Annotated in this window: 29 protein-coding genes; 18 read left to right on the top strand and 11 right to left on the bottom strand. The window is 68.2% G+C overall.

The annotated features are described in order from the left end of the window. Positions 1-8: 8 nt before the first annotated feature. Positions 9-1,442 (bottom strand): wax ester/triacylglycerol synthase domain-containing protein, encoded by a 1,434-nt coding sequence (locus AB0K11_RS05510; RefSeq protein ID WP_364973084.1) that lies wholly within the window; start codon positions 1,440-1,442, stop codon positions 9-11. Positions 1,443-1,477: 35 nt separating this feature from the next. Further along, entirely contained in the window at positions 1,478-1,636 is a 159-nt protein-coding gene (locus AB0K11_RS05515; protein ID WP_364973752.1) for a DUF6307 family protein, read from the bottom strand. A 106-nt stretch (positions 1,637-1,742) separates the two neighbouring features. Here AB0K11_RS05515 and ppk2 point away from each other — a divergent pair, with 106 nt between their 5' ends. Further along, entirely contained in the window at positions 1,743-2,627 is an 885-nt protein-coding gene (gene ppk2 / locus AB0K11_RS05520) for a polyphosphate kinase 2 (RefSeq protein ID WP_364973086.1), read from the top strand. Here ppk2 and AB0K11_RS05525 read toward each other — a convergent pair. Continuing rightward, positions 2,624-3,154: a DUF5994 family protein gene (locus tag AB0K11_RS05525; RefSeq protein ID WP_364973089.1), complete on the bottom strand. Its 531-nt coding sequence runs from the start codon at positions 3,152-3,154 to the stop codon at positions 2,624-2,626. The genes ppk2 and AB0K11_RS05525 overlap by 4 nt on opposite strands. Positions 3,155-3,489: 335 nt before the next feature. Beyond that, the gene (locus AB0K11_RS05530) at positions 3,490-4,368 is read right to left on the bottom strand and encodes a formylglycine-generating enzyme family protein (protein ID WP_364973091.1); all 879 of its coding nucleotides are present in this window, start codon (positions 4,366-4,368) and stop codon (positions 3,490-3,492) included. 293 nt (positions 4,369-4,661) lie between these two features. On the opposite strand from AB0K11_RS05530, the gene AB0K11_RS05535 reads away from it, so the two are divergent. Beyond that, the gene (locus tag AB0K11_RS05535) at positions 4,662-5,444 is read left to right on the top strand and encodes an aminoglycoside phosphotransferase family protein (protein WP_364973094.1); all 783 of its coding nucleotides are present in this window, start codon (positions 4,662-4,664) and stop codon (positions 5,442-5,444) included. Here the strand turns inward: AB0K11_RS05535 and AB0K11_RS05540 are convergent. Next, positions 5,441-6,370 carry an NAD(P)/FAD-dependent oxidoreductase gene (locus AB0K11_RS05540; RefSeq protein ID WP_364973097.1) on the bottom strand — a complete coding sequence of 310 codons (930 nt, stop codon included), beginning with the start codon at positions 6,368-6,370 and terminating at the stop codon, positions 5,441-5,443. The two genes, AB0K11_RS05535 and AB0K11_RS05540, sit on opposite strands and share 4 nt — an antisense overlap. Before the next feature lie 111 nt (positions 6,371-6,481). Further along, on the bottom strand, positions 6,482-6,685 hold the full coding sequence (locus tag AB0K11_RS05545) for a cold-shock protein (protein ID WP_264012975.1): 204 nt from the start codon (positions 6,683-6,685) through the stop codon (positions 6,482-6,484). A 313-nt stretch (positions 6,686-6,998) separates the two neighbouring features. On the opposite strand from AB0K11_RS05545, the gene AB0K11_RS05550 reads away from it, so the two are divergent. Then, positions 6,999-7,508, top strand: a complete 510-nt coding sequence (locus AB0K11_RS05550; RefSeq protein WP_364973101.1) for a DUF5994 family protein — start codon at positions 6,999-7,001, stop codon at positions 7,506-7,508. Position 7,509: 1 nt separating this feature from the next. Here the strand turns inward: AB0K11_RS05550 and AB0K11_RS05555 are convergent, their stop codons facing one another. Continuing rightward, the gene (locus AB0K11_RS05555) at positions 7,510-7,707 is read right to left on the bottom strand and encodes a hypothetical protein (protein WP_364973103.1); all 198 of its coding nucleotides are present in this window, start codon (positions 7,705-7,707) and stop codon (positions 7,510-7,512) included. 248 nt (positions 7,708-7,955) lie between these two features. On the opposite strand from AB0K11_RS05555, the gene AB0K11_RS05560 reads away from it, so the two are divergent. The 6 genes from AB0K11_RS05560 to AB0K11_RS05585 are packed head-to-tail and all read left to right on the top strand — an operon-like array spanning position 7,956 to position 12,106. Further along, positions 7,956-9,113, top strand: coding sequence for a N(5)-(carboxyethyl)ornithine synthase (locus tag AB0K11_RS05560; protein WP_364973105.1), 1,158 nt, complete (start codon positions 7,956-7,958; stop codon positions 9,111-9,113). A gap of 48 nt (positions 9,114-9,161) precedes the next feature. After that, complete coding sequence (locus AB0K11_RS05565; protein ID WP_364973107.1) at positions 9,162-9,635, top strand: hypothetical protein; 474 nt, start codon at positions 9,162-9,164, stop codon at positions 9,633-9,635. A gap of 1 nt (position 9,636) precedes the next feature. Continuing rightward, positions 9,637-10,023 carry a DUF2237 domain-containing protein gene (locus AB0K11_RS05570; RefSeq protein ID WP_264012969.1) on the top strand — a complete coding sequence of 129 codons (387 nt, stop codon included), beginning with the start codon at positions 9,637-9,639 and terminating at the stop codon, positions 10,021-10,023. Between the two features lie 34 nt (positions 10,024-10,057). Continuing rightward, positions 10,058-10,423, top strand: a complete 366-nt coding sequence (locus AB0K11_RS05575) for a nuclear transport factor 2 family protein (RefSeq protein WP_364973110.1) — start codon at positions 10,058-10,060, stop codon at positions 10,421-10,423. Positions 10,424-10,466: 43 nt separating this feature from the next. Continuing rightward, positions 10,467-10,874 (top strand): DUF2628 domain-containing protein, encoded by a 408-nt coding sequence (locus AB0K11_RS05580; RefSeq protein ID WP_364973112.1) that lies wholly within the window; start codon positions 10,467-10,469, stop codon positions 10,872-10,874. Beyond that, positions 10,871-12,106 (top strand): oxygenase MpaB family protein, encoded by a 1,236-nt coding sequence (locus tag AB0K11_RS05585; protein WP_364973114.1) that lies wholly within the window; start codon positions 10,871-10,873, stop codon positions 12,104-12,106. Before AB0K11_RS05580 ends, AB0K11_RS05585 begins: the two co-directional genes overlap by 4 nt. Before the next feature lie 306 nt (positions 12,107-12,412). On the opposite strand, the gene AB0K11_RS05590 is transcribed toward AB0K11_RS05585, so the two are convergent. Continuing rightward, positions 12,413-14,227 carry a bifunctional serine/threonine-protein kinase/transporter substrate-binding domain-containing protein gene (locus AB0K11_RS05590; RefSeq protein WP_364973117.1) on the bottom strand — a complete coding sequence of 605 codons (1,815 nt, stop codon included), beginning with the start codon at positions 14,225-14,227 and terminating at the stop codon, positions 12,413-12,415. 342 nt (positions 14,228-14,569) lie between these two features. On the opposite strand from AB0K11_RS05590, the gene AB0K11_RS05595 reads away from it, so the two are divergent. Both AB0K11_RS05595 and AB0K11_RS05600 read left to right on the top strand, forming a co-directional pair. Continuing rightward, the gene (locus AB0K11_RS05595; RefSeq protein ID WP_364973120.1) at positions 14,570-15,502 is read left to right on the top strand and encodes a cyclopropane mycolic acid synthase family methyltransferase; all 933 of its coding nucleotides are present in this window, start codon (positions 14,570-14,572) and stop codon (positions 15,500-15,502) included. 89 nt (positions 15,503-15,591) lie between these two features. Further along, positions 15,592-16,443 carry a cyclopropane mycolic acid synthase family methyltransferase gene (locus AB0K11_RS05600; RefSeq protein ID WP_364973755.1) on the top strand — a complete coding sequence of 284 codons (852 nt, stop codon included), beginning with the start codon at positions 15,592-15,594 and terminating at the stop codon, positions 16,441-16,443. Here the strand turns inward: AB0K11_RS05600 and AB0K11_RS05605 are convergent. Both AB0K11_RS05605 and AB0K11_RS05610 read right to left on the bottom strand, forming a co-directional pair. Then, positions 16,436-17,365: an NAD(P)H-binding protein gene (locus tag AB0K11_RS05605; protein ID WP_364973122.1), complete on the bottom strand. Its 930-nt coding sequence runs from the start codon at positions 17,363-17,365 to the stop codon at positions 16,436-16,438. The two genes, AB0K11_RS05600 and AB0K11_RS05605, sit on opposite strands and share 8 nt — an antisense overlap. A gap of 38 nt (positions 17,366-17,403) precedes the next feature. Beyond that, on the bottom strand, positions 17,404-18,654 hold the full coding sequence (locus AB0K11_RS05610) for a KasA/KasB family beta-ketoacyl-ACP synthase (protein ID WP_364973125.1): 1,251 nt from the start codon (positions 18,652-18,654) through the stop codon (positions 17,404-17,406). 208 nt (positions 18,655-18,862) lie between these two features. Between AB0K11_RS05610 and AB0K11_RS05615 the strand changes: the two genes are divergently transcribed. Both AB0K11_RS05615 and AB0K11_RS05620 read left to right on the top strand, forming a co-directional pair. Next, positions 18,863-19,441 (top strand): M15 family metallopeptidase, encoded by a 579-nt coding sequence (locus AB0K11_RS05615; RefSeq protein WP_364973128.1) that lies wholly within the window; start codon positions 18,863-18,865, stop codon positions 19,439-19,441. Positions 19,442-19,509: 68 nt separating this feature from the next. Beyond that, positions 19,510-19,983 carry a hypothetical protein gene (locus AB0K11_RS05620; RefSeq protein WP_364973132.1) on the top strand — a complete coding sequence of 158 codons (474 nt, stop codon included), beginning with the start codon at positions 19,510-19,512 and terminating at the stop codon, positions 19,981-19,983. Between the two features lie 57 nt (positions 19,984-20,040). On the opposite strand, the gene AB0K11_RS05625 is transcribed toward AB0K11_RS05620, so the two are convergent. Further along, positions 20,041-21,579 carry an alkaline phosphatase D family protein gene (locus tag AB0K11_RS05625; RefSeq protein WP_364973135.1) on the bottom strand — a complete coding sequence of 513 codons (1,539 nt, stop codon included), beginning with the start codon at positions 21,577-21,579 and terminating at the stop codon, positions 20,041-20,043. A gap of 100 nt (positions 21,580-21,679) precedes the next feature. Here AB0K11_RS05625 and AB0K11_RS05630 point away from each other — a divergent pair, with 100 nt between their 5' ends. The 5 genes from AB0K11_RS05630 to AB0K11_RS05650 all read left to right on the top strand — a co-directional run bounded on the left by AB0K11_RS05630 (position 21,680) and on the right by AB0K11_RS05650 (position 26,805). After that, positions 21,680-22,642, top strand: a complete 963-nt coding sequence (locus AB0K11_RS05630) for an alpha/beta hydrolase (RefSeq protein WP_364973138.1) — start codon at positions 21,680-21,682, stop codon at positions 22,640-22,642. A 29-nt stretch (positions 22,643-22,671) separates the two neighbouring features. After that, on the top strand, positions 22,672-22,974 hold the full coding sequence (locus AB0K11_RS05635) for a hypothetical protein (RefSeq protein WP_364973141.1): 303 nt from the start codon (positions 22,672-22,674) through the stop codon (positions 22,972-22,974). A gap of 182 nt (positions 22,975-23,156) precedes the next feature. Continuing rightward, on the top strand, positions 23,157-24,302 hold the full coding sequence (locus tag AB0K11_RS05640; protein WP_364973143.1) for a serine/threonine protein kinase: 1,146 nt from the start codon (positions 23,157-23,159) through the stop codon (positions 24,300-24,302). After that, the gene (locus tag AB0K11_RS05645; protein ID WP_364973146.1) at positions 24,299-25,747 is read left to right on the top strand and encodes a hypothetical protein; all 1,449 of its coding nucleotides are present in this window, start codon (positions 24,299-24,301) and stop codon (positions 25,745-25,747) included. Before AB0K11_RS05640 ends, AB0K11_RS05645 begins: the two co-directional genes overlap by 4 nt. After that, entirely contained in the window at positions 25,744-26,805 is a 1,062-nt protein-coding gene (locus tag AB0K11_RS05650; protein WP_364973148.1) for a glycosyltransferase family 4 protein, read from the top strand. The genes AB0K11_RS05645 and AB0K11_RS05650 overlap by 4 nt, the downstream gene beginning before the upstream one ends. Positions 26,806-26,824 lie beyond the last annotated feature (19 nt).

A 26,824-nucleotide genomic window follows, 5' to 3' on the forward strand; every position in this document is an offset into this window, starting at 1 on the left:
TAACGGTGTCAGCCCCGCCTGCTGTGCGACGCCATCTGCGTGACGACGGACCGGCCCTGTCCGCGCGGCGACCGATGGGCCGCCGCCACCAGGACGTCGACCGCCTCCGCGACACCGCGTGCGATGTCGTCGACGTCGGCGACGTTGTCCGGGCACGCGCTCACACACACGTCCAGCGAGTCGGCGTGCGACGTCACGGTGATGTTCAGCCCGCAGCCGTCGACCAGTGGTTCGGCGGTGTACATCCCGACCACCTCGGCACCGGCGCAGTAGAGCGTTCCGGTGCTCTCGCCGAGGAACGAGATGCTTCCGTGGCACGTCGGCCCGCCACGCCGTGCCAGCCCGAGTTCGCTGTACAGCTGCATGCCGGCATGAGCCGCCCGCGGCCACACCATCGACATCGCCGTCGTGAAATCATTTCCACCACGGTCAGTTTCGTCAGATTCAGTGTCGGCGCTGATCGCTCTCTCCGTCGCGGTGTGCATGTTGACGAGCACCTGCACCGGGTCGTCGAGTTGAACTGGCACCCGCACATCGCCCTCCGCGACCGCCATCACGAGCGGCTCGTCGGGAACGACGTGGTGGCGCTGCAGCCACGCCCGTAGCGACAGCGTGCATGCGGCCAGCAGGACGTTGGCGGCACTCCCGCCGAATGCGTCGCTGACGAGTTCCACGTCGGTGCGCAGCGCGGTCGCGAACGCGATCGACCGCCGTTTCGTCAGGGGCGCATTGAAGACCGTCGTCGGCACCGGGCCACGCATCGATGCGACGGCAGGGCCGAGGAGCACCCTCGTGTGTGCCTCCTGCAGCCGGTCACCTACCGAATGCAGCGCAGCGGCAACAGCATCCGCCACCATCCAGCTACCGGTGACTTGGTTCTCCATCATCTCGCTGAGCATGTCGGCGACCAGCGCACCTGTCGTCGGCGCCGAGCCAGGTCCGACCTCTGCCGCGAGGACCTCAGGTGTCGGCGTGTCACTCAGCATCGTGTCCCACAGCGCCGTGACGCCCAGGCCTCTCTCCGCCAGCACCGGCGACATGCGAATGGCGATCGCCCATCGGCCGCCGGCGAGACCGTCAATCGTCCACGCCTCCCACAGCGGTCGGCGCAGATGCTGCGAGGTACCACTCAGCCGTGTCACCAGGTCGGCGACCTCGTGCACGCCGCCTGGCGCCGGCACCGTCGCCCGGTGAACGTAACGTGCGGCGTCGTAGTGCTCGATCTCTGCCCACACCGGCTGGCCCATGCCGAACGGCTTGTCCAGCAACCGACTTCGGAAACGCGGCAGCTGAGGGACGGCAGCAGCGATCTGCCGGCACAGCAACTCGTGACTGAGGTCTTCCGCTCCCGAGAGAATGACCAGCGACAGCGTGTCGGCGGGCGTGGTGGGGGTCTGGGCACACAACGCCATCGCGTCGGCCGGACTGAGTCGGGTGGTCATCCTTGCCGTTCGTGGCGAGTAAGGCACCGAATGCGTCAGCGGACCCGTTCGGGGATCGAGCTCAGCGCATGCAGCACGTGTACGGCGAGTTCGCCGGCGACATCGTCCTTGAGCTTCGAGTGAGCGGTGATCGTGTCCTTCACGAGCTCCACGCGGACGTCGTAGGGACTGCGGAATGTGGTCGGCGACGCCATGAGAGTGTCCTTCATAGTCAGGCATGTTCGCTCGAAAGAGCTGCCCGATATCGGCGACGATACGCCCTGAACATAAGGCCGCGGCGATCTGCTAAATGTGGGTGGCATGAGCGAGACCGACATCGATCTTGAAGCCCTGTCGACGACCGACCACGGCTACACCGTGAACGACGAGGACGACGACGACCCCGTCCTGCTCGACCGCGACGGCAATCCCATCGAGACCTGGCGCGAGCACTACCCGTATGACGAGCGCATGCCGCGCCGCGAGTACGAGCAGTGCAAGCGCAACCTGCAGATCGAGCTGTTGAAGCTGCAGAAGTGGAGCAAGCGCACCGGCGCGCGGCACGTCATCGTCTTCGAGGGCCGCGACGCCGCGGGCAAGGGCGGCACCATCCAGCGCTTCATGGAGCACCTCAACCCGCGCGGCGCCCGCACCGTCGCGCTGGAGAAGCCCACCGAGGAGGAGAAGTCGCAGTGGTACTTCCAGCGCTACGTGCGGCACTTCCCCACCGCCGGTGAGATGGTGCTGTTCGACCGGTCCTGGTACAACCGCGCCGGTGTCGAGAAGGTGATGGGCTTCGCCACCCAGGCACAGCAGGGCGAATTCATGCGTCAGGCACCGCTGTTCGAGCAGATGATCGTCAATGAGGGCATCAACCTGACCAAGTTCTGGTTCTCGGTGTCACCGCTCGAGCAGCGCACCCGGTTCGCGATCCGACTCGTGGACCCGTTGCGGCACTGGAAGTTCTCCGACATGGACCTGGAGTCGGTGAAGCGCTGGGACGACTACACCCGCGCCAAGGAGCAGATGTTCGTCGCCACCGACACCGATTACGCGCCGTGGATCGTCGTCAAGAGCAACGACAAGAAGCGCGGCCGCCTCAATGCGATGCGGTTCCTGCTGTCGAAGTTCGACTACGACGACAAGGACACCGACGTCGTCGGCGAGCCCGACCCGCTGATCGTCGGTCGGGCGCTGGAGGACTAGGCCGGCGTCTTCGCCTTGCGCGCAGTCTTTTTCGCTGCCGCCTTCTCGTCGCGCATGAGCGCGGTCCACTTAGCGCTCTCGACCTCCGCGGTCTGCATCACCAGCTCGGCGGTCTCGGCCTGCTTGCCACCCCGGTCCTCCTCGCGGAACGGTTTGGCCGCCGCACAGCGCATCACGATGGAACCCAAGGCCGGCGACGTCATGTGCGGGATCACCAGGAGTTTCAGGCAGCCGTCGCGGCCGTCGACGACCATCAGGCGGGGTCGCCGGAACTTCGCCGACTCCACCGACCGGGTGCCGTTGACGATGGTGTCGAGGTCGAGCGGTCCCTCGGAGACCGACCAGTTGATGGCGATGTCGAGGATCTCACCGAGCGGCTTGTGCAGGCACTCGATCAGCCCCGGCAGTTCGTGGGCGACCGACCCCGTGTGCGGCCACCACGCACCGTCGATGTGGCCGCCGGAGCGGCTGGCCAGGGCCAACCTGACGGGCCGCGCCAATCGCCGCGACCCGCTCAGGCCGTTCACGAGGAATGCGAATCAGGCGCCGAGGAGCCGTTGTCGGAGAATGCGGGTGACTTCACCGGTTCGGGCGTCTGTGTCTGTGCGGCCTCTTGCCGGTCGGGATGTGAAAACAATCCTGAGGAATCCATGTATCAATCCTTCGAAAGCGGACGTTGCGTCCGTACGTCGGGCCGAAAGCGAGCGAGATTCGAATCGCAGGCTGATCGTCTCTAGAAAGTGCCACGCTTGCCGGGACGGCAGCGCAGGGACGAGGACGGCCTACCCCCAATCTACAGCTGACCCGTCAGCGGCGCGCGGGCACGCACCCCGAGACGCCCTTCGAGCCTGGTCAGCGCCCGTCAGGCGATGCAGCGGAAACCGATGTGGGTGGTGGCGCTGTCCTGCGATTGCGACGACCGCGCGGCGGGCCGGTAGCGGTGGCAGTACTCCGGCGCACACAGGTGAGACCCGCCCTTGAGCGCCTGGTTGAGCGTCGGATCACCTGACGGGGACGGCGTCGGACAGCAGCCCTCGGCGGGCTCGTCGATGCGGTGCTGCCGGGCATACGGCGTGGTGGTCCACTCCCAGACGTTGCCGATCATGTCCACCAGGCCGAACCCGTTGGGCGGGAACGTGCCGACCGGCGACGTGCCTGCCCAGCCGAGGGCACCGTCGTTGCGGTAGGGGAATCTGCCCTGCCAGGTGTTGGCCATCAGCCTGCCGTCGGGCTGCGCGTCGTCGCCCCATGCGTACGCGGCCGTCGAGCCGGCCCGGGCCGCGTACTCCCACTGCGCCTCGCTCGGCAGCCGGCGCCCGGCCCACGCCGCGTACGCCGCGGCGTCGGGGTAGGCGACCTGCACCACCGGGTGGTCGAGGCGGTCCTCGACGGACGACTCGGGCCCGAGCGGGTGCCGCCACGAGGCGCCGGGCCCCCATGTCCACCACTGACGCCAGTCGCGCAGGTCGACCGGTCCGCTCGTCGACCGGAACACCAGCGCACCGGGAACGAGATCGGCCGCTGGGACGCCTGGGAAGTCGGCCGGGTCCAGCTCGCGTTCGGCGACGGTGATGTAGCCGGTGTCGGCGACGAACGCGGCGAACTGGGCGTTGGTGACCGGATGGCGCTCGATCGCGAACGGTCCGACCGAGACGGTGTGCACCGGAGCCTCCTCCGGATAGAAATCGACCGACCCCATGCGGAACGCACCGCCCGGCAGGTCGACGAGTTCGGTCAGCACACCGCCAGGCTAGAACGATGCGCGCATGGAAGGGCAGCGAGCACCCCTCACGCTCGCTGCCACCTCCGCGACCCGGACGAACCCCTAGCGAACCGCCCAATCGCCTCTGCCGACGACACCATGGCCAGGTGCGCATCGACACCAGCCAACTCCCATCAGGCGTCGAGAGCGCCGGACGCCGTGAACCGCTACCTTCACTTCGCCGTCGGACAACATATGAGCGTATACCCCTGAAGCGGCTTCAGCTAACTTCTGTCAGTCGATAACAATTCCTGCGGTGCCATCCTGGTGACGTGACCGACCTCGACGACCTGGTCGACGAATGGCGCCTGCGCCCCGACGGCGACGCCATCCGCGCGCTCGATACCGCCGTGCTGCCCGTGCGCGCCTCCGGTGCGCCCGCCGTGCTCAAGACCGGCGGCGCCGAGCACGCCCATCTCGTCCTGCGCCGCTGGAACGGCGACGGCGCCGCCCGCCTGCTGCGCGCCGACCCGCACCGTCGCGCCGTCCTCCTCGAGCGGCTACACGCGCAGTCGCTCGTCAGCCTCGACGACACCGCAGCCTGCGAGGCCGTCGCCCGCCTCTACCGTCGCCTTCACGTACCGGCGATGCCTCAATTACGCTCGCTGACAGATCTTCTCGACGACTGGGCCGACGAATTCGCTGCCCTCCCCCGCAGCGCGCCCATCCCGCACCGGCTGGTCGAGCAGGCGGCAACACTGTGCCGCGAGCTCGCCACCCACCCCGCCGACCACGTCCTGCACGGCAACCTGCACTACGGCAACGTCCTCGCCGCCGACCGTGAACCCTGGCTCGCCATCTCACCCGACCCGGTGAACGGCGACCCGGCCTACGAGATCGCGCCGATGCTGTGGCACCGCTGGGACGAGCTCACCGGAAACCCGCGCTTCGGCGTGCAGCGCCGCTTCTACACCCTGATCGACACCGCCGGTCTGGACGAGGACCGCGCCCGCGCCTGGGTGATCGTCCGCGTCGTCCGCGAAGCGGCCCGGTCGTTGCATGACAACACCGCCCTGACCAGGCTCGTCACCCTGGCGAAGGCCGTGCAGGACTAGGCGGGCGGGTACGGCAGGCCGAACTCGTCGGCCAGCAGGCTCTGCACGATGATCATCGCCGCCTGCGCGCCTGACGCGATCGCGCCGGCCAGATGCGGCTGTTCGGTGCATGCGTCGCCGGCCGCGAACACTCCGCCCGCACTCGTGCGGTAGATCTCGTCGACGCCGAGCGGCTCCGTGCCCAGCGGGCCCGGGGTGCACGCGGCGCCGAGTTGCTCGGCCAGCGGCGTCCTCTGCCGCACCGGCGCCTCCACCAGCAGGCCGTCGCGCGCCAGCGTCGAACCGTCGGCGAACGCGATCTCGGTCAGGCAGCCATCGGTGCCGATCAGCTCGACCACCCGCCGGTCGTCGAGGGTCACCCCGGCGTCACGCAGCACGCGTTCGTCGTCGGGCTTGAGTTCCGAGCGTCCGTCGGTGAGCAGCACGACGTCGTCGGTCCAGCCCCGCAGCATCAGCGCCGTGTGCATGCCCTGCTCGCCTGCGGCGAGCGCCGCCAGCTTCTTATCCCGCATCTCCCAGCCGTGGCAGAACGGGCACTGGAACACCGACGTCCCCCACAACTCGGCGACTCCGGGCAGCTGCGGCGGGCAGTACGACATCCCGGTGGCCAGCAGCACCCGTTTGGCCTGGATCGTCGCGCCGCCGTCGCACTCGAGCTCGAAGCCGCCGTCGACACGGCGGCCGCTGCGCACCTCGCCCCGGTGGTACTCGACGCTGGGGTAGGCGGACAGCTCCCGGCGTCCGGTCGCGTAGAGCTCGTCGGGCGGCCGTTGATCGAATCCCAGCAGGCCACCGATGCCCGGGGAGGCGCGGTTGCTCTGGTCCTGGCCGTCCACGACGATCGTCCGCCTGCGGGCCCGGCCCAGCACCAGGGCGGCGCTCAACCCGGCCGCACCACCCCCGACGACAGCGCACTCCCAATTCATGGGGTCATTGATTCCCACATCGGGGGCTTCTGAACATCCGGGGACCACCCCAGAAAAAGAGAAGTGGGCTGGTAGGTCTCCCTACCAGCCCACGACGTACTTGAAGCTCGTTTAGACCGCCGTCACTCCGACAGCCTGAGGTCCCTTGGCGCCCTGTTCGATCTCGAACTGGACGCGCTGGTTCTCTTCGAGCGACCGGAATCCGCTTCCGCTGATCTCCGAGTAGTGGACGAACACGTCAGCCGCGCCACCGTCCGGGGCGATGAAACCGAAGCCCTTGTCGCCGTTGAACCATTTCACAGTTCCCTGTGCCATACGCTTTTCACATTCTCTCATTGAACGGATGCAGAACACACCCAGCGCAAGGGTAGCACGCCTGAGCCGCGACGCGATCATCGTCTTTTTCTGCGAATCAACGAAATTCGTGTGTGCCCGGCAATTCGGCCGCGTGCTGGTTACGCGCGACTACTCCGCCGTGTACCGTTGAATGTGAACGGTTTGTGACGCCGTCCGAACCGATTCGCATCTCGACGCCCGTAATTCTCGCGCGCCGGATCGATCTGGAAGCGAGGACACCGGCCATGGTGTACGCACACGAAAGCATTGTCCGCCAACTGAACTCGTCGTTGTGAGCGCGACTGACCGGCGGGGGTCCAACAACCCCATCCGGCTCACTCTCGCCTCGGAGCTCGGCAACTACCTCGACGGCGCCTGGTGGCCCTACACCGCGTCGATCGCCCGCGAACTGCCCGACCTCATCGAGGCCGTGAGCACCCGGCTGGGCGACATCGTCGACCTCGACGTCAACTGGTCGTCGCTGCAGGGCGCCCCGGACCTGAATCCGATGCCCTTCGGCGGGAAGGTGCCGCTGCCCGGTGCGCGGATCCGTCAGCAGCGGGTCATCTCCATCACCGGCAAGCAGGGCCGGGCGAATCTGCTGGTCGTCCCGTCGAGGACCACCCGAGCGCTGGCCGTGATGGTGCTGCGGCACGCCGCGTCACTGCCGATCGAGTACGGCCACGCCGACACCTCGGCATGCCGGACCGCCGAAGAGGTCGTCCGCAACGCCCGCGCGGAGTGCGCGCAGCGTGCGCTGGCCGGACGCACCAAGACGTCGGCCGTCGACACCAAGGACTGAGCTAGGAGCGCCAGAACCGGCGCACCTTCCTCGTCCGCTCGTCGCCTTCCACGTCGGCCCAGTCCCCGGCGGCATACGACATCGGTTTCGCCCCCGTTCGGCAGACGTCCAGCGTACCGTCGTGATGCTTGACGTACGCGTCGCCGAAGCGCATGTATTTGTCGGTAGCGCCGTCTGGCAGCGTCACTTTCACGGTCATGGGGTACACCTCCGGATCAGCCGGCGGCGTACGGGCCGTCCGGGCGAGAATGGATCGATCACACACGCGCACAACCCAACAGCCGGTTTGCGCGGAGTCTCAGAATCGTGTCGTCGGCGAGTCAGGACGCACGACACACGGTGGGCGAAGTCATCGGACTTCTCTCGTAGCCGGGCGGATTCGCTCGAGATCGAGCTGCCCGATAGCACGACGGTACGCCTGTTTCCTGCCGGGGGTAGGGTAACGGCATGGGCCAACAACAACTTTCACTCGGCGTGCTGGCCCATTCCCGCAAGCCCGACGAGCGTCGGTTACCCCTTCACCCGGCGCACCTGAGCCGGATCGAACCCGAACTCAGAGCGCGCATCCTGCTCGAGCGTGGCTACGGCGAGGAGTTCGGCGCCACCGAGGCCGAACTCACCGAACTGGTCGCCGGCGTCAAGAGCCGCGAGGAGATCATCGCCGGCAGCGACATCATCCTGCTGCCCAAGGTGCAGGCCGAGGACCTCGCGGAGTTCGGCGACGGCGCCATCGTCCTCGGCTGGCCGCACTGTGTGCAGGACGCCGCGCTCACCCAGATCGCCATCGACCGCAAGCAGACGCTGATCGCCTTCGAGGCGATGAACCACTGGCAGGCCGACGGCGGCTTCGGGTTGCACGTCTTCCACAAGAACAACGAACTCGCCGGCTACTGCTCGGTGCTGCACGCCATGGCGCTCGCCGGTGTCACCGGCACCTACGGCAGGCGGTTGCAGGCCACCGTCATCGGCTTCGGCGCCACCGCCCGCGGTGCGGTCACCGCGCTCAACGCCCATGGCGTCGACGGCGTCCGCGTCCTCACCACCCGCGAGGTCGCCGCCGTCGGTTCCCCCATTCCCGGCACCCAGATCGTCCAGATGGGCCAGGACGAGGACGACCCAGGCCGCACCTGGGCCGACACCCCCGAGCACGGCGAGATCCCGGTCGCCCGGTTCCTCGCCGACAACGACATCGTCGTCAACTGCGTGCTGCAGAACCCCGAGAAGCCACTGGTGTTCGTCACCGAGGACGACCTGCCGTCGTTCGCGCCCGGCAGCCTGATCATCGACGTCTCCTGCGACGCGGGGATGGGGTTCTCCTGGGCACGGCCCACCTCGTTCGCCGATCCGATCCTGCAGATGGGCGACCGGCTGCTCTACTACGCCGTCGACCACAGCCCGTCCTACCTGTGGAACTCGGCGACCTGGGAGATCAGCGAGGCCCTGCTGCCGCACCTGGACACGGTGCTCGCCGGACCCGACGCCTGGGCCGAGAGCGCGACGATCCGCCGCGCCGTCGAGATCCGCGACGGCGTCGTGCAGAATCCCGCGATCCTGGCCTTCCAGGACCGCGAGAAGGAGTATCCGCACCCGGTGCGGTCGAGCTGAGTCGTCCGAACAATCGCCGCCGGCGCGGATCGGTCGTACCGTGATTCCATGCCCGAAGCGATCGACGTCGCCCACCCGCCGCAAGCCGTCCTCAACGTCGTCAACCGTGGGCTGCGGCTGGCGCTGCGCTCCCCGCTCGGCGCCGCACTCAAGGAGTTCATGCTCGTCGGGTTCAACGGCCGAAAGACCGGCAGGCGCTTCTCGGTCCCGGTCAGCGCCCACCACATCGACGGCGACCTCTACGTGATCCTCGAGGCCGGCTGGAAGCACAACTTCCGCGACGGCGCCCCCGCCGACGTCTCCTACGCCGGGAAGACGACGGCCATGCAGGGCCAGCTGATCACCGACACCGCCGCCGTCGCGGACCTGGTGCACCGCGCCGCCAAGTCGTACGGCGCCAAGAAGGCGCAGCGCACCATGGGCCTGAAGTTCCCCGGCGACGAAGTCCCGTCGCTGCAGGACTTCACCGAAGCCGCGCAACGCCTCGGCATCGCCGTCATCCGGCTGACGCCGGCCCGCTGACGTGACCGATCGCAACGTGCTCGGCGGCCCGCTGCAGGAATGCAGCACCGACCCGATGACCGGATTCTTCCGGGACGGCTGCTGCAGCACCGGACCCGAAGATGTCGGCGTGCACACCATCTGCGCGGTGATGAGCCGGGAGTTCCTCGACCACCAGATGTCCATCGGCAACGACCTGTCGACGCCGAGGCCGGAATTTCGGTTCCCCGGTCTCAGTCCCGGTGACCGCTGGTGCGTCACCGCACGCAACTGGATGCTGGCCCATCAGGACGGCTGCGCAGCGCCCGTGGTGCTGGCCGCGACCCACGAGTCGACGCTCGCGCTGGTGGCGCTGGACATCCTGCAGCAGCACGCCGTCGACGTCCCCGACCACATCGGCGACCTCTGAGCCTCACCCCGCCCGACCCCGAAGGAGATACCCCATGCCCTCATCCGTCGACGAGCTGATGGTCGCCAACCTGATCGAGGTCTTCAACGAACGCGACGCGACGACCCGGCAGGCGGCGATCGAGCGCACCTACGCCGCCGACGTCCGCTGGACCGACGAGGACGGCGTCAGCACCGGCCGCGAAGCGCTCGAAGCCAAATGCGTTGCGCTGCAGAGCAATCTCGGAGAACTCCAGTTCGTCGCCGCAGGCCCGGTGCACGCGCTCCCCGGCTTCGGCCACCTCGCATGGCAACTGGTCACTGCCGACGGCAACGTCGCGATGGCAGGATTCGACGCCGCCCTGGTCAACGACGGCGTCATCACCGACCTCTTCACGGTGCTCATCCCCCCGCAGCAGTAAAGCTGCGCAGGACACCCGAGGCGCGGCCCTAGACTTGCCAGCCATGGCCACCCCGCCCGACTTCGCCGACCTGCCGCGCGCCTGGCAACCACGCTTCGAGTTCTTCCACGCCTACGGGCCGACGTCCACACCGCAGGGGCGCGAGGCATACCGCGCGTTGCCGTTCGGCGCCAAGATGCGCATCGGCACCAACTTCCTGGCGTTCCTGTTCGGACCGATCTACTTCTTCGTCAAGGGCATCTGGCGCAAGGGGCTGACGCTGCTGGGCATCGGGGTGGCGCTGGGGGTGCTCGCCTACGGCGTCGAGCTGCCCGAGTTCGTGGACCGGGCCATCAACTTCGTCGTGCCCGCCATCGCCATGACCACCGCGAATTTCGCCTACTACCTTCAGGTGACGCGAAACAGCGAGTCGTGGAACCCGTTCGAAGGTCAGGGCCGCCGCACATCGTGACCGGACCGAGCGCGTTCCGCTACCCGCCCGCCGACGGCGGACGGCTCCGGCTGCGGAACCGCGTGCGGCGGCTCACCGGCTTCGACCTGCTGCCCTCCGATGCGACGGCGGACGGGTTCATCGCCGGCCTGAACGACGGCGACCCCGTCGCCGAGCGCTTCGTCGCCGAGACCTATCACGGGGAACTCGGCGCCAGGAAGGCCCGCGACCTCGTCGAGCAGGCCCAGCGCGTCGGCATCGACCAGGTGCCCGAGGCGCCCGCGTCGTTGCGCGCACTGTTCGACGAATTCGAGCAGCTCCCGGACTGGGTCGACCCGGAACTCGTCGAGGAAGGCGCGGCGGTGTGGCGCCGCTGGGCCTACGCACTCGGCGCGCTCGGCAACGCCGGCACCAACGACACCTACACCGAGGGCTGGTTGGCGGTGCCGCTGTCGCTGTCGGGCGGCTACGCCGGTGACCGCGCGCTGCACCGCTACCTGGAGACGTCGCGGTGGTGGATCGAGGTCTGCCGGCCCGGCGCCATCCTGACCCCGGGATCGTTGGGCCGCAACATCTCTCTGCACGTGCGCATCATGCATGTCAGCGTGCGCGACCGGGTCCGCAAGCACCCGGAGTGGGACGCCGAACGCTGGGGCCTGCCGATCAGCCAGTCGGCGATGCTGCTGACCCTGCTGGGCGGAAGCATCGCGCCCGCGTTCGGGCTGTTCCTGCTCGGCCACCTCACCAGCCCCCGCGAGATGCGGGCCGTGCTGCACTTCAACCGGTACTGCGGGCATCTGGTCGGTGTGCGCTGCGACGGCTGGTTCCCCGAGACCGTCGCCGACGCCTGGCGGATCCTGTTCATGGCCGACGCCGCCCGCAGCTACGACAGTGCCGACAACGGAACCGAACTCGTCGAGTCCTTCGTCCCGGCATTCGCTCCGAAGCCGAGTCACACTGGACTGCAACGCATTCGGGCGCAGTACCATTACCGCGTGCAGGCCGGCTACCTCGGGCTGTACATGTTGCCGTGGAACCGGTCGCGCTATCGGCTGCCGTCGGCGCTGCCCGGAATCCTGCTGCTACTGCTGCGTTTTCCGCTCATCGCCGCCCTCGAGATCGCGCGCCGCGTCTCACCCGCGCTGGATCGGCGGTGGCAGCGGTGGAATCTGCGGCGCTGGGAGCGCTGGCTGGAGTGGCAGTCCTCCGGTAGGGCGGCGGCGTTCGAGGCGGCGGCGCCGCTGCGACGGTGAGCGCGTCAACATTTGTTGACGCGCGCGGGTGCGGTGTCCGCCGCTGAAACCGACGTGGTGTCCGCGGCCCCATCAGCGCGTTCCTGGGGGTACGGTCAAATCATCGGGACCACTCAGGCCCCCCAGAACAAAGGGCCGACCATGTCTGACAAGTCACCCCGACAAGCCATGACCAAGAAATCCGGGAAGTCGCTCAAGGAGAAACGCGCGGCCAAGCACGACAAGGCGGCACGCGCAGCCTCCTCGGCCGAAGCGCTGTTCGACAACAAGAAGCGCTGACGCAGAGCGTTTCCCGCCCGGCGGTGGTCAGCCGCTCGCGCCGTTGACCACCGGCTCGGTGATCATTCCCCGCTCGACACCCCAGATCGTCGCGATGGCCCGGTATTCGCCGGTGCCGATCAGGTGCTCGAGCGCCGCCCGCAGCGACTCGCCGAGTTTCGAGTCCTTCGCGACCGGCCAGCCGTAGGGCGCCGAGTCGAACACGTCACCGGCCGCCTCCAGCTCGCCTCGGCTGAGTTTGATCGCGAAGCCCGTCACCGGTGAGTCGGCCGACATCGCGTCGACCTCGCCCTTCACCAGCGCCGCCGTCACCTCGTCCTGGCTGGTGTAGACGACCTTCTCGATCGCGGGCAGCCCCGCCGCCACGCACTCGTCGCTCTTGTTCGGGATCTCCTTGGTCTCCTGCAGCGTCCCGAACGCCACCGCGACCCGCAGCCCACACGCGGAGCTCGGGTCGAGGAACGACTGCGGCCGCTGCGCCCACAGCGTGCCTGCCTGCAGGTAGGTCACGAAGTCGACCATCTTCTCGCGGTCCGACGTGTCGGTGAGCGCCGACATGCCGACGTTGAAGCTGCCGCCCTGCACCGACGGGAGGATGCTCTCGAAGGCGGTGTCCCGGTAGTCCGGCACCAGGCCGAGCACCCGGGCGACCGCGTTCATCAGGTCGACGTCGAAGCCGACGATCTGCCCGTCGGCGTTCTTGAACTCCATCGGCGCGTACGGGGTGTTGACGCCGATCACCAGCCGGCCCGTCGACCGGATGTCGTCGGGCACCGTCGCCGCGATCTCCGGCACTGCCCCGAGCTGCGGTCCGGGCGGCACCGTCGGCTCGGCGACGCTTGCCGGCCGCGCCTCATTCGACGACCCCCGCCACTGCCACACCCCGAACGTGCCTGCGGCCGCCACCAGCACCAGCGCACTCGTCACCGCCAACACCCGCTTGGACACGCTGCGCCGCGGCACGATCGTCCGTCGCGTCGTCACGGGACGCCGCGCCGCATGCCTGCCCGACCGCGTGGTGCGCACCGGCACGCTCAGCGCCGTGCGTGCCGCCGCGGCCAGCTCACCCGCCGACTGGAACCGCTTGGCGGGCTTCTTCGCCATCCCCTTGGCGATCACCTCGTCGAACGCCGCCAGCCGCGGGTCGATCGCCGACGGCCTGGGCACCGGCGACACCATGTGGCCTGCGATCTGCTGCTCCAGGCTGTCCGCGGGATAGGGCCGCGAGCCCGTCAGGCACTCGTAGAGCACGCACGCCAGGGCGTACACGTCGACGCGCCAGTCGATCTTGCCGCCCTCGAACCGCTCCGGCGCCATGTACGCCAGCGTGCCCAGCGTGCTGCCCGCGGTCGTCATGCCCGACTCGCCCGCCGACCGTGCCAGTCCGAAGTCGATCAGGTACACGAAGTCGCGGTCGGTGATCAAGATGTTCGACGGCTTCACGTCGCGGTGGATGAGGTCCGAGGCGTGCGCGGCGTCGAGCGCACAGGCCACCTGCTCGACGACCGTCACCACGAACGTCGGGTCCAGCGGTTTGTCGCTCTCGCTGAGCATCGTGCCCAGGTTGCGGCCGTCGATCAGCCGCATGTCCAGGTACAGCCGGCCGTCGATCTCGCCGAATCCGTGGATCGGCACGACGTGCGGGTCGTTCACCCCGGCCGCGGCCTGCGACTCGCGGCGGAAGCGCTGCTGGAAGGTGACGTCCTCGGCCAGATGCGGCGGCAGGACCTTGACCGCGACGATGCGATCGGTCCTGGTGTCGAAGGCCTGATAGACCTCGCCCATCCCGCCGCGGCCGATCAGCTTCTGCAGCTGGTAGTGCCCGAATGGTCTCGCTTCCACCGGTCAACTCCCCAGCGTCCAATCGGTGTGTCGACCGAACCTACCGCACGTTTGCCAGTGAGTTGAGCCGGAGAGTCAATATCAAGGGAAACGGCCCGCGCACACCCCGTGCTGGGCGACTGCCATGACACGCCCGACGGCCTTGCCGGACTGCGGTCCCGTCGCCGCGCGAATTGTGTTCCGAGGCCCAATTGTTCCGTGCGTCAACCCCGTAGGGTGCGCTGCTGCGCTGGTGACGGGCGTAACCGAGCGCTCCCCGCTGGCGTATCGTCGCACCCAAGTGTGGAAGCAGAGGACATCGCGACCATGAGTACCGATCACCAGTACCGAGAGGACGCCCCCGTGGCAGACACCACCAGCGCATCGCCCAAGGCCGAATCGAAGTGGCTCGCCAAGTCCGCGTCGCAGACCCGCGGTTCGGACAAGAAGGAAGTGCAGTTCCACTACGACATCTCGAACGAGTTCTTCAAGCTCTGGCAGGACCCGAATCAGGTCTACAGCTGCGCCTACTTCGAGAAGGACGACTACAACCTCGAGCAGGCCCAGATGGCCAAGATCGACCTGTCTCTGGGCAAGCTGGGTCTTCAGCCCGGCATGACGCTGCTCGACATCGGCTGCGGCTGGGGCGCGACGATCATGCGCGCGGTCGAGAAGTACGACGTCAACGTCATCGGCCTGACGCTCTCGGAGAACCAGAAGGAGCACATCGAGAACCACTGGTTCGCGAACTCCACCAGCAAGCGCAACATGGAGGTCCGCCTGCAGCCGTGGGAGGACTTCAGCGGCTCGGTGGACCGGATCGTGTCGATCGGCGCGTTCGAGCACTTCGGCTTCAACAAGTACGACGACTACTTCAAGAAGACCTACGACTGGCTGCCCGACGACGGCGTGCAGATGCTGCACACGATCATCATCCCGGAGGATGAGGAGATCAAGGCCAAGGGCCTGCCGCTGACGATGTCCCGCGTGCGGTTCATCAAATTCATCATGGACTACATCTATCCCGGTGGCCGTCTGCCGCTGGCGTCGATGGTCAAGCAGCACGCGGTCAAGGCCGGCTACACCGTCACCCGTGAGCAGCACCTGCAGCCGCACTACGTGAAGACCCTCGACACCTGGGCGCGCAACCTCGAGTCCAAGAAGGACGAGGCCATCGCCATCACCAACGAGGAGATCTACGAGCGGTTCCTCAAGTACCTCGACGGATGTGCCGACCTGTTCCGCGAGGGCTACACCGACGTCGCACAGTTCACCCTGGAGAAGGCACCCGCTTAGCAGAACTAGGCAAGTTGGGCTATACACAGGTCATGATCTTGGGAACGGAGGACTGCGGAGTGACGGACAGCGGGTCGGGGGGCTCGAACATGAAGGTCGCGTACGAGGACGTCCAGGCGCACTACGACATCTCGAACGAATTCTTCGGGCTGTGGCAGGACCCCACACGGACGTACAGTTCGGCCTACTTCGAGCGTGAGGACATGACGCTCGAGGAAGCCCAGCTGGCCAAGATCGACCTCGCGTTGGGCAAGCTCGGCCTGGAACCCGGCATGACCCTGCTCGACGTGGGCAGCGGCTGGGGCGCCATGATGAAGCGCGCCGTGGAGAAGTACGACGTCAACGTCATCGGACTGACGCTGAGCCACAACCAGCGCGCGCTCAGCCAGCAGATCCTCGACGAGATCGACACCGACCGGTCGCGGCGGGTGCTGCTGCGCGGCTGGGAGGAGTTCGACGCGCCCGTCGACCGCATCGTCAGCATCGAGGCGTTCGAGGCGTTCCCGAAGGAGCGCTACAAGGCCTTCTTCGACCTGTGCTACCGCAGCATGCCCGCCGACGGCCGGATGGTGCTGCAGACGATCATGGGGCACCCGCTCAAGCGGTGGCCGGAGATGGGCATCCCGATCACCATGAGCGACCTGCGGTTCATGAAGTTCATCGCCAAGGAGATCTTCCCCGGCGGGTCGGTGCCGTGCGACGAGGACGTCGTCGAATACTCAGGCGCCGCAGGCTTTTCCGTGGAGAAGCGCGACGACCTGACGCCCGACTACGTGCGCACCCTCGACACCTGGGCCAAGGCTTTGGAGGCCAACCGGGACGAGGCGATCGCGGTGACCTCCGAGGAGGTCTACGACCGCTACATGAAGTACCTGATCGGATGCTCGGACTTCTTCAACCGCAACGTCAGCTACGTCGGGCAGTTCACGCTGGTCAAGTAGTCGGCGGTGCGGCCTCGAGTCCGTGCCGGAGTTCGTCGAGGGCCTGCGCGAGCGTGACCCGCGGGGTCCACCCCCAGCGGCGGGCCCGGTCGGTGACGATCTGGCCGGTCCACGCGGGTTCGTCCTGCCACGCCGGTTCGATGCCCAGTGCCTCGGTGACCGTTCCGAAGTAGTCGCGCTGGGTGGCCGGCCCGCCGGCGACGTTGACCGCCGTGCACCCGCCGTCCACCGGCCCGCGTTCGGGGTCGTCGGCGGCGGCGATGCGGCCGGTGGCGAGGTCGGCCAGCAGGTCGGCGAGGTCGTCGACGTGCACCCACGCGAAGGTCTTGTCCGCGACGGTGCGACGTGCGGACTCGTCCTTCGCGATGTCGTTCGGGCGCAGCGTGTTCCAGATGGAACTCTCGCCGGGCCCGAGGATGGCCGGTGGCCGCACCAGCACGCGGGTGATGCCGTCGACCTCGGCCAGCGCGGCATCGGTGTCCCGCTTGGTGACCGGGTAGTCACCCATGTCGTCACCGACCAGTGCCGCGGACTCGTCGACGTCGCCGACGCCCGGCGACCGGTCGTAGACGCCTGCGGTCGACATGTGCACGAGGCGGCCGACACCCGCGTCCCGCGCCGCGCGGGCGATCACCGGTGTCCCCTCGACGCCGACCCGGCGCTGGGTCTCGCGATCGGTGCCCATCGGGTGCACGGTGGTGACGACGGCATCCGCGCCGGCGACCACCTCGGCCGCGAAGCCCGGGTCACCGAAGTCCCCGACCCGTTCCTCGACCCCGTCGATCGCGGGCGCGGCGCCGGCCCGGCGGACCACCGCACGCACGGCCGCGCCGCGTTCCGCGAGGGCCGCGCACGTGCGCGCGCCGACGAATCCGTTTGCGCCGGTGACGACGACGACAGGACTGCTCTTCTCATCGGTCATGTGATCACCATGTCATCGGGGTTACCCGAATCGGCGGCTCAGATCGCGCCGAACACCAGTGCCGTGTTGAAGCCGCCGAAACCGAACGAGTTGCTCACCGCGTAGCGGTAGTCGCCCTCGCGCGGTACGCCGGTGACGACGTCGAGCCCGATCTCGTCGTCGACCTGCTCGTGGTTGCGGGTGGGCGGGATGACCCCGTCGCGCAGCGCCTGGACGGTCAGCACCGCCTCGACGGCTCCCGCCGCGCCCAGCGAGTGGCCCAGCGCGGCCTTGGGTGCGTAGACCGCAGGGACATGGCCACCCAGCGCGTGACGGATGGCACACGCCTCCGCGAGGTCACCGTCGATCGTCCCGCAGGCATGGGCGTTGACGTGGTCGATGTCCGACGGCGCCAGGCCCGCGAGGTCGATGGCACGGGCCATCGCGTCACCAGCGATCTCGCCGGTCGGGTCGTGCTGGATGGGATCGAAGCTGTCCGCCGTCATCGCGACGCCCATCAGCCGGGCCAGCGGTGTGACGCCCCTGGCCCTGGCGTGCTGCTCGGTCTCGATGAGCATCAGCGCGCCGCCCTCGGCGAGCACCGTGCCGTTGCGGTTCTTCGCGAACGGCCGGCACGCCGCGGCCGGGTCGTCGTTGTCGGTCGACAGCATGCCCGCCGACGCGAACGCCGCGACGGGGACGGCTTCGATCTTCGTCTCCACTCCACCGCAGATCGCGATGTCGGCTTCGCCGAGGATGATGTGCCGCCAGGCCTGGGCGATGGCCCCGGCGCCCGACGCGTCGGCCATCAGCGGCGAGATGATCCCGGCCTTCGCCTTGTGGTCGAGTCCGACGGCCGCCGCCGGGGCGTTGGGCATGAACATCTGAACGGCCAGCGGCGACACCGCCCGCATGCCCTTGAGCTGCCACTCTTCGTAGGCCTTCAGGATCTCCTCGGTCGAGCCGAGCGCCAGCCCGACCGAGACCAGCAGCCGCCGCGTATCGACCTCGGGTGATCCGGCGGTCTGCCACAGCCTGCGACCCAGCACCGTCGACATCTTCTGCATGAAGGACAGCCGGCGCAGTTCGACGCGATTGAGGTGCTCGTCGAAGTCCTCGACGAGTTGCCCGCCGATACGGACCGGCGAGTCGAGCTCGTCGACGAACCAGCTGTCCAGGGCGCGGATGCCGCTGCCGCCCTGCTGCAGCAGTTTCCAGGTCTCCTCCGCGTCGGCGGCGAGCGCCGTCGTGGAAGCGATCGCGGTGACGACGACGTCGGGCAGTCCGTCGCCGGTTCTCAACGGTGCCATGCCTACTGATCCCCCCTCAAATGTCGAGCCTGTGCGTCGTAGAGGCGAAACTGATCGTCAATTTTCGTCCATCGCCGCGTTCCCCGCAACGCCTCAAGGAGGTGCGCGGGTAGCGTCGACGCCACCGATCAGGAGGGCAGGTCCGATCGCCGATCACCGTCGCACCCGTTGTGCCGCACTGGCCGCGGCGGTGATCGTGGCGTTGTCGATGGTCGTTGCGCCGCCGGCCGTGGCGGCCACCGTGCATCCGGTCACCGCTGCCGAACTCGGCGCGACGTGGCGGCCGGGGTGTCCCGTGGGGCCGGAGGTGTTGCGGCGGGTCGAGCTCGAATTCGTCGGCCTCGACGACCGCACGCACAGCGGCGACCTGGTGGTCCATCAGGACGTCGTGCCCGACGTCATCGCGGTCTTCGAACAGCTCGAGCAACTGCGCTACCCGATCGCCCGGATGCAGTCCGCCGCCCGCTACCCCGGCGCCGACGATCAGCTGTCGATGGCCGACAACAACTCCTCGGCGTTCAACTGCCGTGACATCCCCGGCACCAGACGCTGGTCACCGCACGCCTACGGACGCGCCGTCGACATCAATCCGCTGTTCAACCCCTACGTCCGCCGCGATGGCGCATTCGAACCGGCGAACGCGGGGCCCTACACGGATCGCGGCCGCACCGACCCGGGCGTGCTGCACGGCGGCGACCCGGCGGTACGCGCGTTCACCGACCTCGGCTGGGCCTGGGGTGGGTACTGGCAGCGCCACAAGGACTACCAGCACTTCGAACGGCCGTAGAACTTCTGCTCTGCGGGTTTGAACCCGGTCAGAGGTGGTACAGCGCCGCCATGTTGACGCAGCTGAAAATGAGTCTCCCGGTGATCGTGGCGGGCGCCGCGATCGCCATCGCTCCGGTCGCCTCCGCGACCTCGATGTTTCCTGCCGGCGGTCCGCCCGGGTGCTATGACCCGGCAGGCACGGGGTGCGCAGTGGCACCGGCTCCGGCTCCTGCCGGAGTCGCGGGGCCGCAGGGTGCCGCGGGCACCATCCCCGGTGGACCCGCCGGAGTCGCGGGGCCGCAGGGCGCCGCGGGCACCGTCCCCGGCGGACCGGCCGGCGCGGCGGGACCGCAGGGCGCCACCGGCGCGATCCCGGGTGGTCCCGCGGGTACCGCCGGACCGCAGGGCGCGTCCGGCGCGATCCCGGGCGGACCCGCGGGCGCGGCCGGCCCGCAGGGCGCAACCGGCGGCATCCCGGGCGGGCCCGTCGGTACAGCAGGACCGCAGGGCGCGTCGGGGTGCATCCCGGGGCTGCCGTGCGCCAGCGTTCCGGCGCCGTAAGCACACCAATCGTCCGCGGCCGTCAACATATGTTGACGGCCGGCTGACGGCACCCCTTCACAGCCGGTTCAGCGCCGCCGCCCGGTCCGGCACCACGAACGATGCGCCGGTCCGCACCGGTGCGCCAGGACGCGACACATACGGCAGCACCCGGAAGTCCGCCCGCATCTCGTCGGGGGTCAGACGGGCACGGACATAGCCGCGCCGATTGCTGAAGTACCGGATGTGCGGGTTCTCCGGCAGCACCGCGTCGACATCGGCCCTGGTGTCCGATCCGTCGCCGCCCGAACTGATCGACGTCGTCACCAGTTCGGTCGCCACCACCGGTGACGCCACGTCGCCGGGGCGCTCGTGCACCTCGGCCGCCCAGTGGCTGTGCACGTCCCCGGTCAGCACCACCGCGTTGCGCACCGCCGGACCCTTCAGTCCCGCGACGATGCGGTCGCGATTGGCGGCGTAGCCGTCCCACGCGTCGGGGTTCACGCCGCGCGCCGGTCCCGGCGTCAGCTCCACCTGTGAGAAGAAGACCTGCTGCCCCAACACGTCCCAGCGGGCCTGCGACCGCTGGAGACCGTCGAGCAGCCAGCGTTCCTGCTCATCACCGGTGAGCGTCGCGAACGGGTTGAACCGCTCGGCACAGTCGGTGCGGTACTCGTCGCGGCACGGCTGGTCGGTGCGGTACTGCCGGGTGTCGAGCAGGTGGAAGGTGGCCAATCCGCCCCAGCCGATTCGCCGGTACAGCTGCATGTCGACGCCGCGCGGTTCCGCAGATCGTCGCAGTGGCATGTTCTCGTAGTACGCCTGCATCGCCGCCGCCCGCCGGGCGAGGAAGTCGGGCTGCGGCGTCTCCGGCGTCTCGTCGGCCCAGTTGTTGTCCAGTTCGTGGTCGTCGTAGACGGCAAGCCACGGCGCGACGGCATGGGCGGTCTGCAGGTCGGGGTCGGTCTTGTACTGCGCGTACCGCCGCCGGTAGTCGGCCAGCGTGACGGTCTCCGGACCGACGTGGCTGCGCACCCCACCGGGTCTCGCCTCATACTCGTATTGGTAATCACCAAGGTGTACAACGAGATCGGGCTGCTCCTCGGCCAGCCGCCGGTATGCGGTGAACCAGCCCTGCTCGTAGTGCGAGCACGACGCCACACACATCGTCAGCGCCGTCGCGAGGGCGTCGGGCGCCGGCGCGGTGAGTGTCCTGCCGGTCGGCGACAGGTAGCCCGCGGTGCGGAACCGGTAGAAGTACTGTGCGCCCGGCCGCAATCCCTGCAGCTCCACGTGCACGCTGTGAGCGGTATCCGGCGTCGCCGTGGCGGTACCGCGTTGCTCGACGCGCGCGAACCGCTCGTCGGCCGCGACCTCCCACTCCACGTCCACCGGCCGGGCCGGCATGCCGCCGAAACCGTCGTCCATCAACGGATCCGGAGCCAGACGCGTCCAGATCACCGCACCGTCGGGCGCCGGATCGCCGGACGCCACTCCGAGGGTGAACGGGTCGGCGGGCACCAGGTTGGTGCTGCGCGCGACGGCGCAGCCCGCGAGCGGCAACACCCCGAGCGCGACCGATCCCCGCAGCAACGCCCGGCGGCTGAGTTGGGACACAGCGCAGTGTCGGCGACCGTGTTGTCCTGACGGTGACGGCCGACTGTACGGCGCCCCGCCGCCACGATGCCGTTACGCGAACACCGGATACGCTCGGGGCGTGCCGCTGCCATTCGATCCGGAGATCCTCGCCGCGCTACTCGCCGCCCCCCAGCCGCCCGACCCGACGCCGCCGCCGGTGGGCGACGTCGCCACCCGCAGGCGCAACACCACGGCGACCTTCGACCTGATCGCCGAGATGATCCCGGCCGTCGGTGGCATCGAAGTCGACCACCACGTGCTCACCACCGCAGACAGCGCCGAGCTGCCACTGTCCTGGTACCGGCCGGTCGACGCGCCCGAGAACGGCAGTGCCGCACTGTATCTGCACGGCGGTGGGATGCTCATGACCCTCGAGCAGACGGGCCGCGGCTACGACGCGATCGTGCGGCGCTACGTCGCCGAGTCCGGGGTGCCCTTGCTGGTGGTGGACTACCGCGCCGCACCCGAGCACCCACACCCCACTCCGGTGGAGGACTGTTACGCCGCGCTGCAGTGGCTGGCAGAACACGCAGGCGAACTCGGGGTGGATCCCGGGCGGCTGGCGGTGATGGGTGACAGCGGCGGCGGTGGGCTCTCCGCGGGCGTGGCACTGCTGGCCCGCGACCGCGGCGGACCCGCGCTCGCGCTGCAGCTGCTGATCTACCCGATGCTCGACGACCGCAACACCACACCCGACCCGCACATCCCCACCGAAGGCATGGTGTGGAGTTACGACGACAACCGCACCGGCTGGGGCGCTCTGCTCGGCGACGGCGCCGGCGGGGCCGACGTGCCCGTCTACGCGGCACCCGCCCGCGAGCAGAACCTCGCTGGGTTGCCGCCCACCTACCTGGACACCGGCGATTTGGACATCTTCCGGGCGGAGATCGTCGACTTCGCGTACCGGCTCGCCGCCGCCGGCGTGCCCGCCGAGCTGCACGTCCACCCCGGCTGCCCGCACGGTTTCGAGATGGTCGTCCCCGACGCGGACGCCTCGCGTCGTGCGATCGCCGACCGGGTGCGACGGCTGCGCGCGATCTGACGCGCGGCAGCCACACCTAAGCTGGGGTGATGTCCGACGAGATCTCGACCGCGCTGATCATCGGCGCGTTCCTGGCCATGGTCGTCGCCTTCATCGCCGGCCGTGCGCTGACCCACAAGCCGGAACTCGGCCGTCGCGTCTACTGGGGCGGCTGGGCGGTGGCCATCCCGCTGTTCGCCCTCGGCATGGCGGCGCCGCTCTGGCCCAACGTGGTGGCGGCGGTGTCGATCCTGAGTATCGGGGCGATCGGGCTGGCGTATGTCATGACGCCGTACCTGCGGATCGGCGACTACACCTACACGATGCAGGACCGCTTCCGGCCCGGCGAGTAGGCCGGGTGGCGCACGGCGCGGCCCTTTTGCGCTGCCGTCAATGTGGCCCTCCTCCGCTTCTTTGTGTGCTACATCTTGGACCGGCAATGCACGGGCATGAACGATGAAGATCAAATCCTCTCCGACGGCACCAGGGCGGGATTTCCGGAAGGCGGAATCATCGGTCCGGAAGGCTGTTCGCCATGAGTACCTTGTCGACGGTGGTGAACTCCTGGAACGAGTGGGATCCACTCGAGGAGGTCGTCGTCGGCTCCGCGGACGGCGCGTGTTTCGAGCCCACCGAGCCCGGCAGTCGTCCGCAGATCCGTAATGCGCCCCGCGGCACGCCTTTTCCCGAGGGACCGAAGCCACCTGGCGCCATCGAACGTGCGAATGAGGAGTTGGCCGGGCTTCAGGCCCTCCTCGAGTCGCACGGAGTCAAGGTTCGCCGACCGACACCGCACGACTTCAGCAGAAGTGTCGCCACGCCGCACTTCTCGGTGGCGAACCAGTACTGCGCGGTATGCCCGCGCGACGTGATGATCACGATCGGAAGCGAGATCATCGAAGCACCGATGTCACGCCGGTCGCGATACTTCGAGTTCACCGCCTATCGCGACCTCGTCTACGAGTACTGGAAGGCCGACCCACGCGTCGTCTGGACGAGCGCGCCGAAGCCGTCGATGGCCGACGGCATGTACCGCGAGGGCTTCTGGGACTGGTCCGATGAGAAGCGGCATGCCGAGATGCACGCCTTCGAGTTCTGCGTGTCGCAGGACGAGGTGGTCTTCGACGCGGCCGACATCAGCAGGTTCGGCCGAGACCTCGTCGTCCAGGAGTCGATGACGTCCAATCGGGCGGGCATCACGTGGCTGAAAAGGCATCTCGAACCCAAGGGCTTCCGCGTGCACCCCGTGCACTTTCCGCTCGACTTCTTTCCGTCGCACATCGATTGCACATTCGTCCCCCTCCGCCCCGGGCTGATACTCACCAATCCCGACCGGCCAATGCGTGCCGGCGAGGAGAAACTCTTTCTGACCGATGACTGGGAATTCGTGTCGGCTCCGCGACCCACATCGAGCAACTCCGAGATGCCTGACTACTGCCAGTCGTCGAAGTGGTTGTCCATGAACGTCCTGAGCATCTCGCCGACCAAGGTCATCTGTGAGGAACGGGAGCGACCGCTGCAGGATCTGCTGTCCGGGCTCGGCTTCGAGGTGTTCACCATTCCGTTCCGGAATGTGTTCGAGTTCGGCGGATCGCTGCACTGCGCCACCTGGGATGTGCGCCGCATCGGAGAGTGTGAGGAGTACTTCTCGGCCAGCGACTACCGGCCGCTGGTGACGTGAAGATCGGCCTGATCTGTGGCGACGGCCTCCCGGTCTCGGGACTGTTGACGGTGTTCCGCAACGTGTTCCACCTCGGACGGTCGATGGGCGTCTTCGACGACACGGTCGTCGCCGATCTCGGCTACTCCTGGCGGTCGGATAAGACGCGGTTCTTCCCGAACGGCCCGGAATCCCACCCCTATCCGCCGTGGCTCAGGCCGACGATCAACGACTCGATCGCGGGGCTGGACCGAGCCGAGCTGTCGGCAGAGCTCGAGGACATCCGTCGACGCGTCGCCGCCTTCGATCGGTTGGAAGAGGCCGAGCGGCGGTCGCTCGTCGACCGGATCGAAGCCCTGCGGCAGGTGTACTTCGACCACTTCACGACATGGCTGCAGCGCCACGATCCGGATTGGGTCTTCGCAGTGAATCTCACTCTCCCGCATGCCGTCAGCGTGACGTCCGCGCTGTACATGGCCGCCGACCGCCATTACCGCGCGCGCCGGGGCGGGCTCGTGATCTGGGACCACGATCTGTGCGGCTCGAACGGGCGCTGGGACATCGCCATCGATCGACGGTTCTATCCGTCCGTTCCCAATTGCATGACACCGCTGCCCGCCGAGGCGGCACACGTCAACTGGGTCGTGGTATCTCAGGGGCTCGCGAGAGAGGCCGAAAGCTACGGCACCGCAGCGCGGCCGAAGGTCATCGCCAACCTGCTACCGGTGATCCCACCGGGAATCGACGAACGCCATCACGAGTTCGCGCGACAGCTCGGGTTGAGCCTGGAACGGCCGATACTGGTGAGCCCGGTACGGATCTACCGGGTGAAGGGCGTGGATCAGTCGCTGCGCTTCCACGCAGAAGTCGTGCGTGAGTGTCTCCGCCGTTCACTCCCACCGCCCTACCTGCTCGTCTTCGGAGACCTCGCCGAAGATCCCGACTACGGCGACGAACTCGTCGCACTCCGCGACGGACTCGCCACGCAGGAGTACGTCCGATTCCTCGGCGGCGTACCTCTCGAAACGGTGCAAGAAGCCGACGGGAACTGGCGGATGAACGAAGTGGACCTCCTGCGGCTGGCGCGAGCGACCCACGGCGGCGTCGTCTTCACACCCAGCGTCAGCGATTTCGAGACGATCGGCCTGGGCGCCGGATTGGCAGCTGTCGCAGAGGTTCCCGCCGTGTCGACGCGATACAACGCCTTCGACGAGGTCTACGGTGCCGCGGGTCTCGAATGCACCACGTTCGAGACCGACGGAACCGGCATGGCCGCAGCTGCACTGACATTCGTTGATGCACTGTCCGCATTCGCCGGCCAGGATGCCGACCTGACCGCCACCCTGAAGCGAAACCGGCGCGCCGTCGAGTCGTTGTTCCCGACCGAACCCTGGAGGACGCTGCTCGACTCGATGAACGGTGACATCGCCCGGTCCGACTCTCATGCCGAAGAGCTGACGATGTGACGTCCGAGCACCTCAGAGTGGTTCTCGTCGCGCCGCCGTATTTCGAGGTTCCGCCGAAGGACTACGGCGGAACCGAGGCCGTCATCGCAGACCTGGCCGATGGCCTCGTCGCGCACGGACACACCGTGTTCCTCTTGGGCGCAGGGCATTCCAGGACCGACGCGCGCTTCGTCGCGATCTCACCGGAGGCGGTTCCCGAGCGACTGGGTCAGGTTCGTCCCGAGATCGTGCACGCCATAGAGGTACGCCGGGCGGTCACGCGGCTGGCGCACCGGGACGGCGTGGACATTCTTCACGATCACACCATGTCCGGCGCCCTCAACGCATCGAGCTACGACAGCCTCGGCATCACGACGGTGTCCACCGTGCACGCCATGATCGACGCCGACATGCGCCGCTACTACTCGGCTCTCGATCGAGACCTCGGGCTGGTAGCCGTCAGCCATCGTCAACGACGCTCATCGCCGGAGCTCAACTGGGTGGGGACCGTTCACCATGGTCTGCGGGTCTCCGACTGGCCCTTCCGCGCGACCAAGGATGACTTCGCGCTGTTCCTCGGTCGGTTCTGCCCGGAGAAGGGAGCGCACCTGGCGTTGGATGCCGCTCACTCCGCGGGCGTCCCGCTGGTCCTCGCCGGCGGGTGCGTCGAACCGAGCGACCACGGCTATTTCGCGCAGCAGGTCGTGCCCCGACTGACGGATGGCGACAAGGTGATCGGGCCTGTCGGCGGACCGGCGAAGCGTGAACTCATCGCGGCGGCCCGGTGCCTGTTGTTCCCCATCAGATGGGAGGAGCCGTTCGGGCTGGTGATGATCGAGGCGATGGTGACGGGCACCCCCGTCGTGGCGCTGCGGGCAGGGTCGGTGAGTGAGGTCGTCGTCGACGGCAAGACCGGATACGTCTGCGACGAACCGCCGTCTCTCGGCGCCGCACTCGAGGCTGTCGGCGACATCGATCCGGACGCGTGTCGCGCGCACGTCCAGGAATTCTTCGACAGCGAGGGCATGGTCGCCGGCTACGAGGAGGTCTATGCGTCCGTCGCGGCATCGACGAAGTGACATGCGGCAGCGGGCCCAC

The organism is Mycobacterium sp. NPDC050551, assembly GCF_040674075.1.
Lineage (GTDB): Bacteria > Actinomycetota > Actinomycetes > Mycobacteriales > Mycobacteriaceae > Mycobacterium.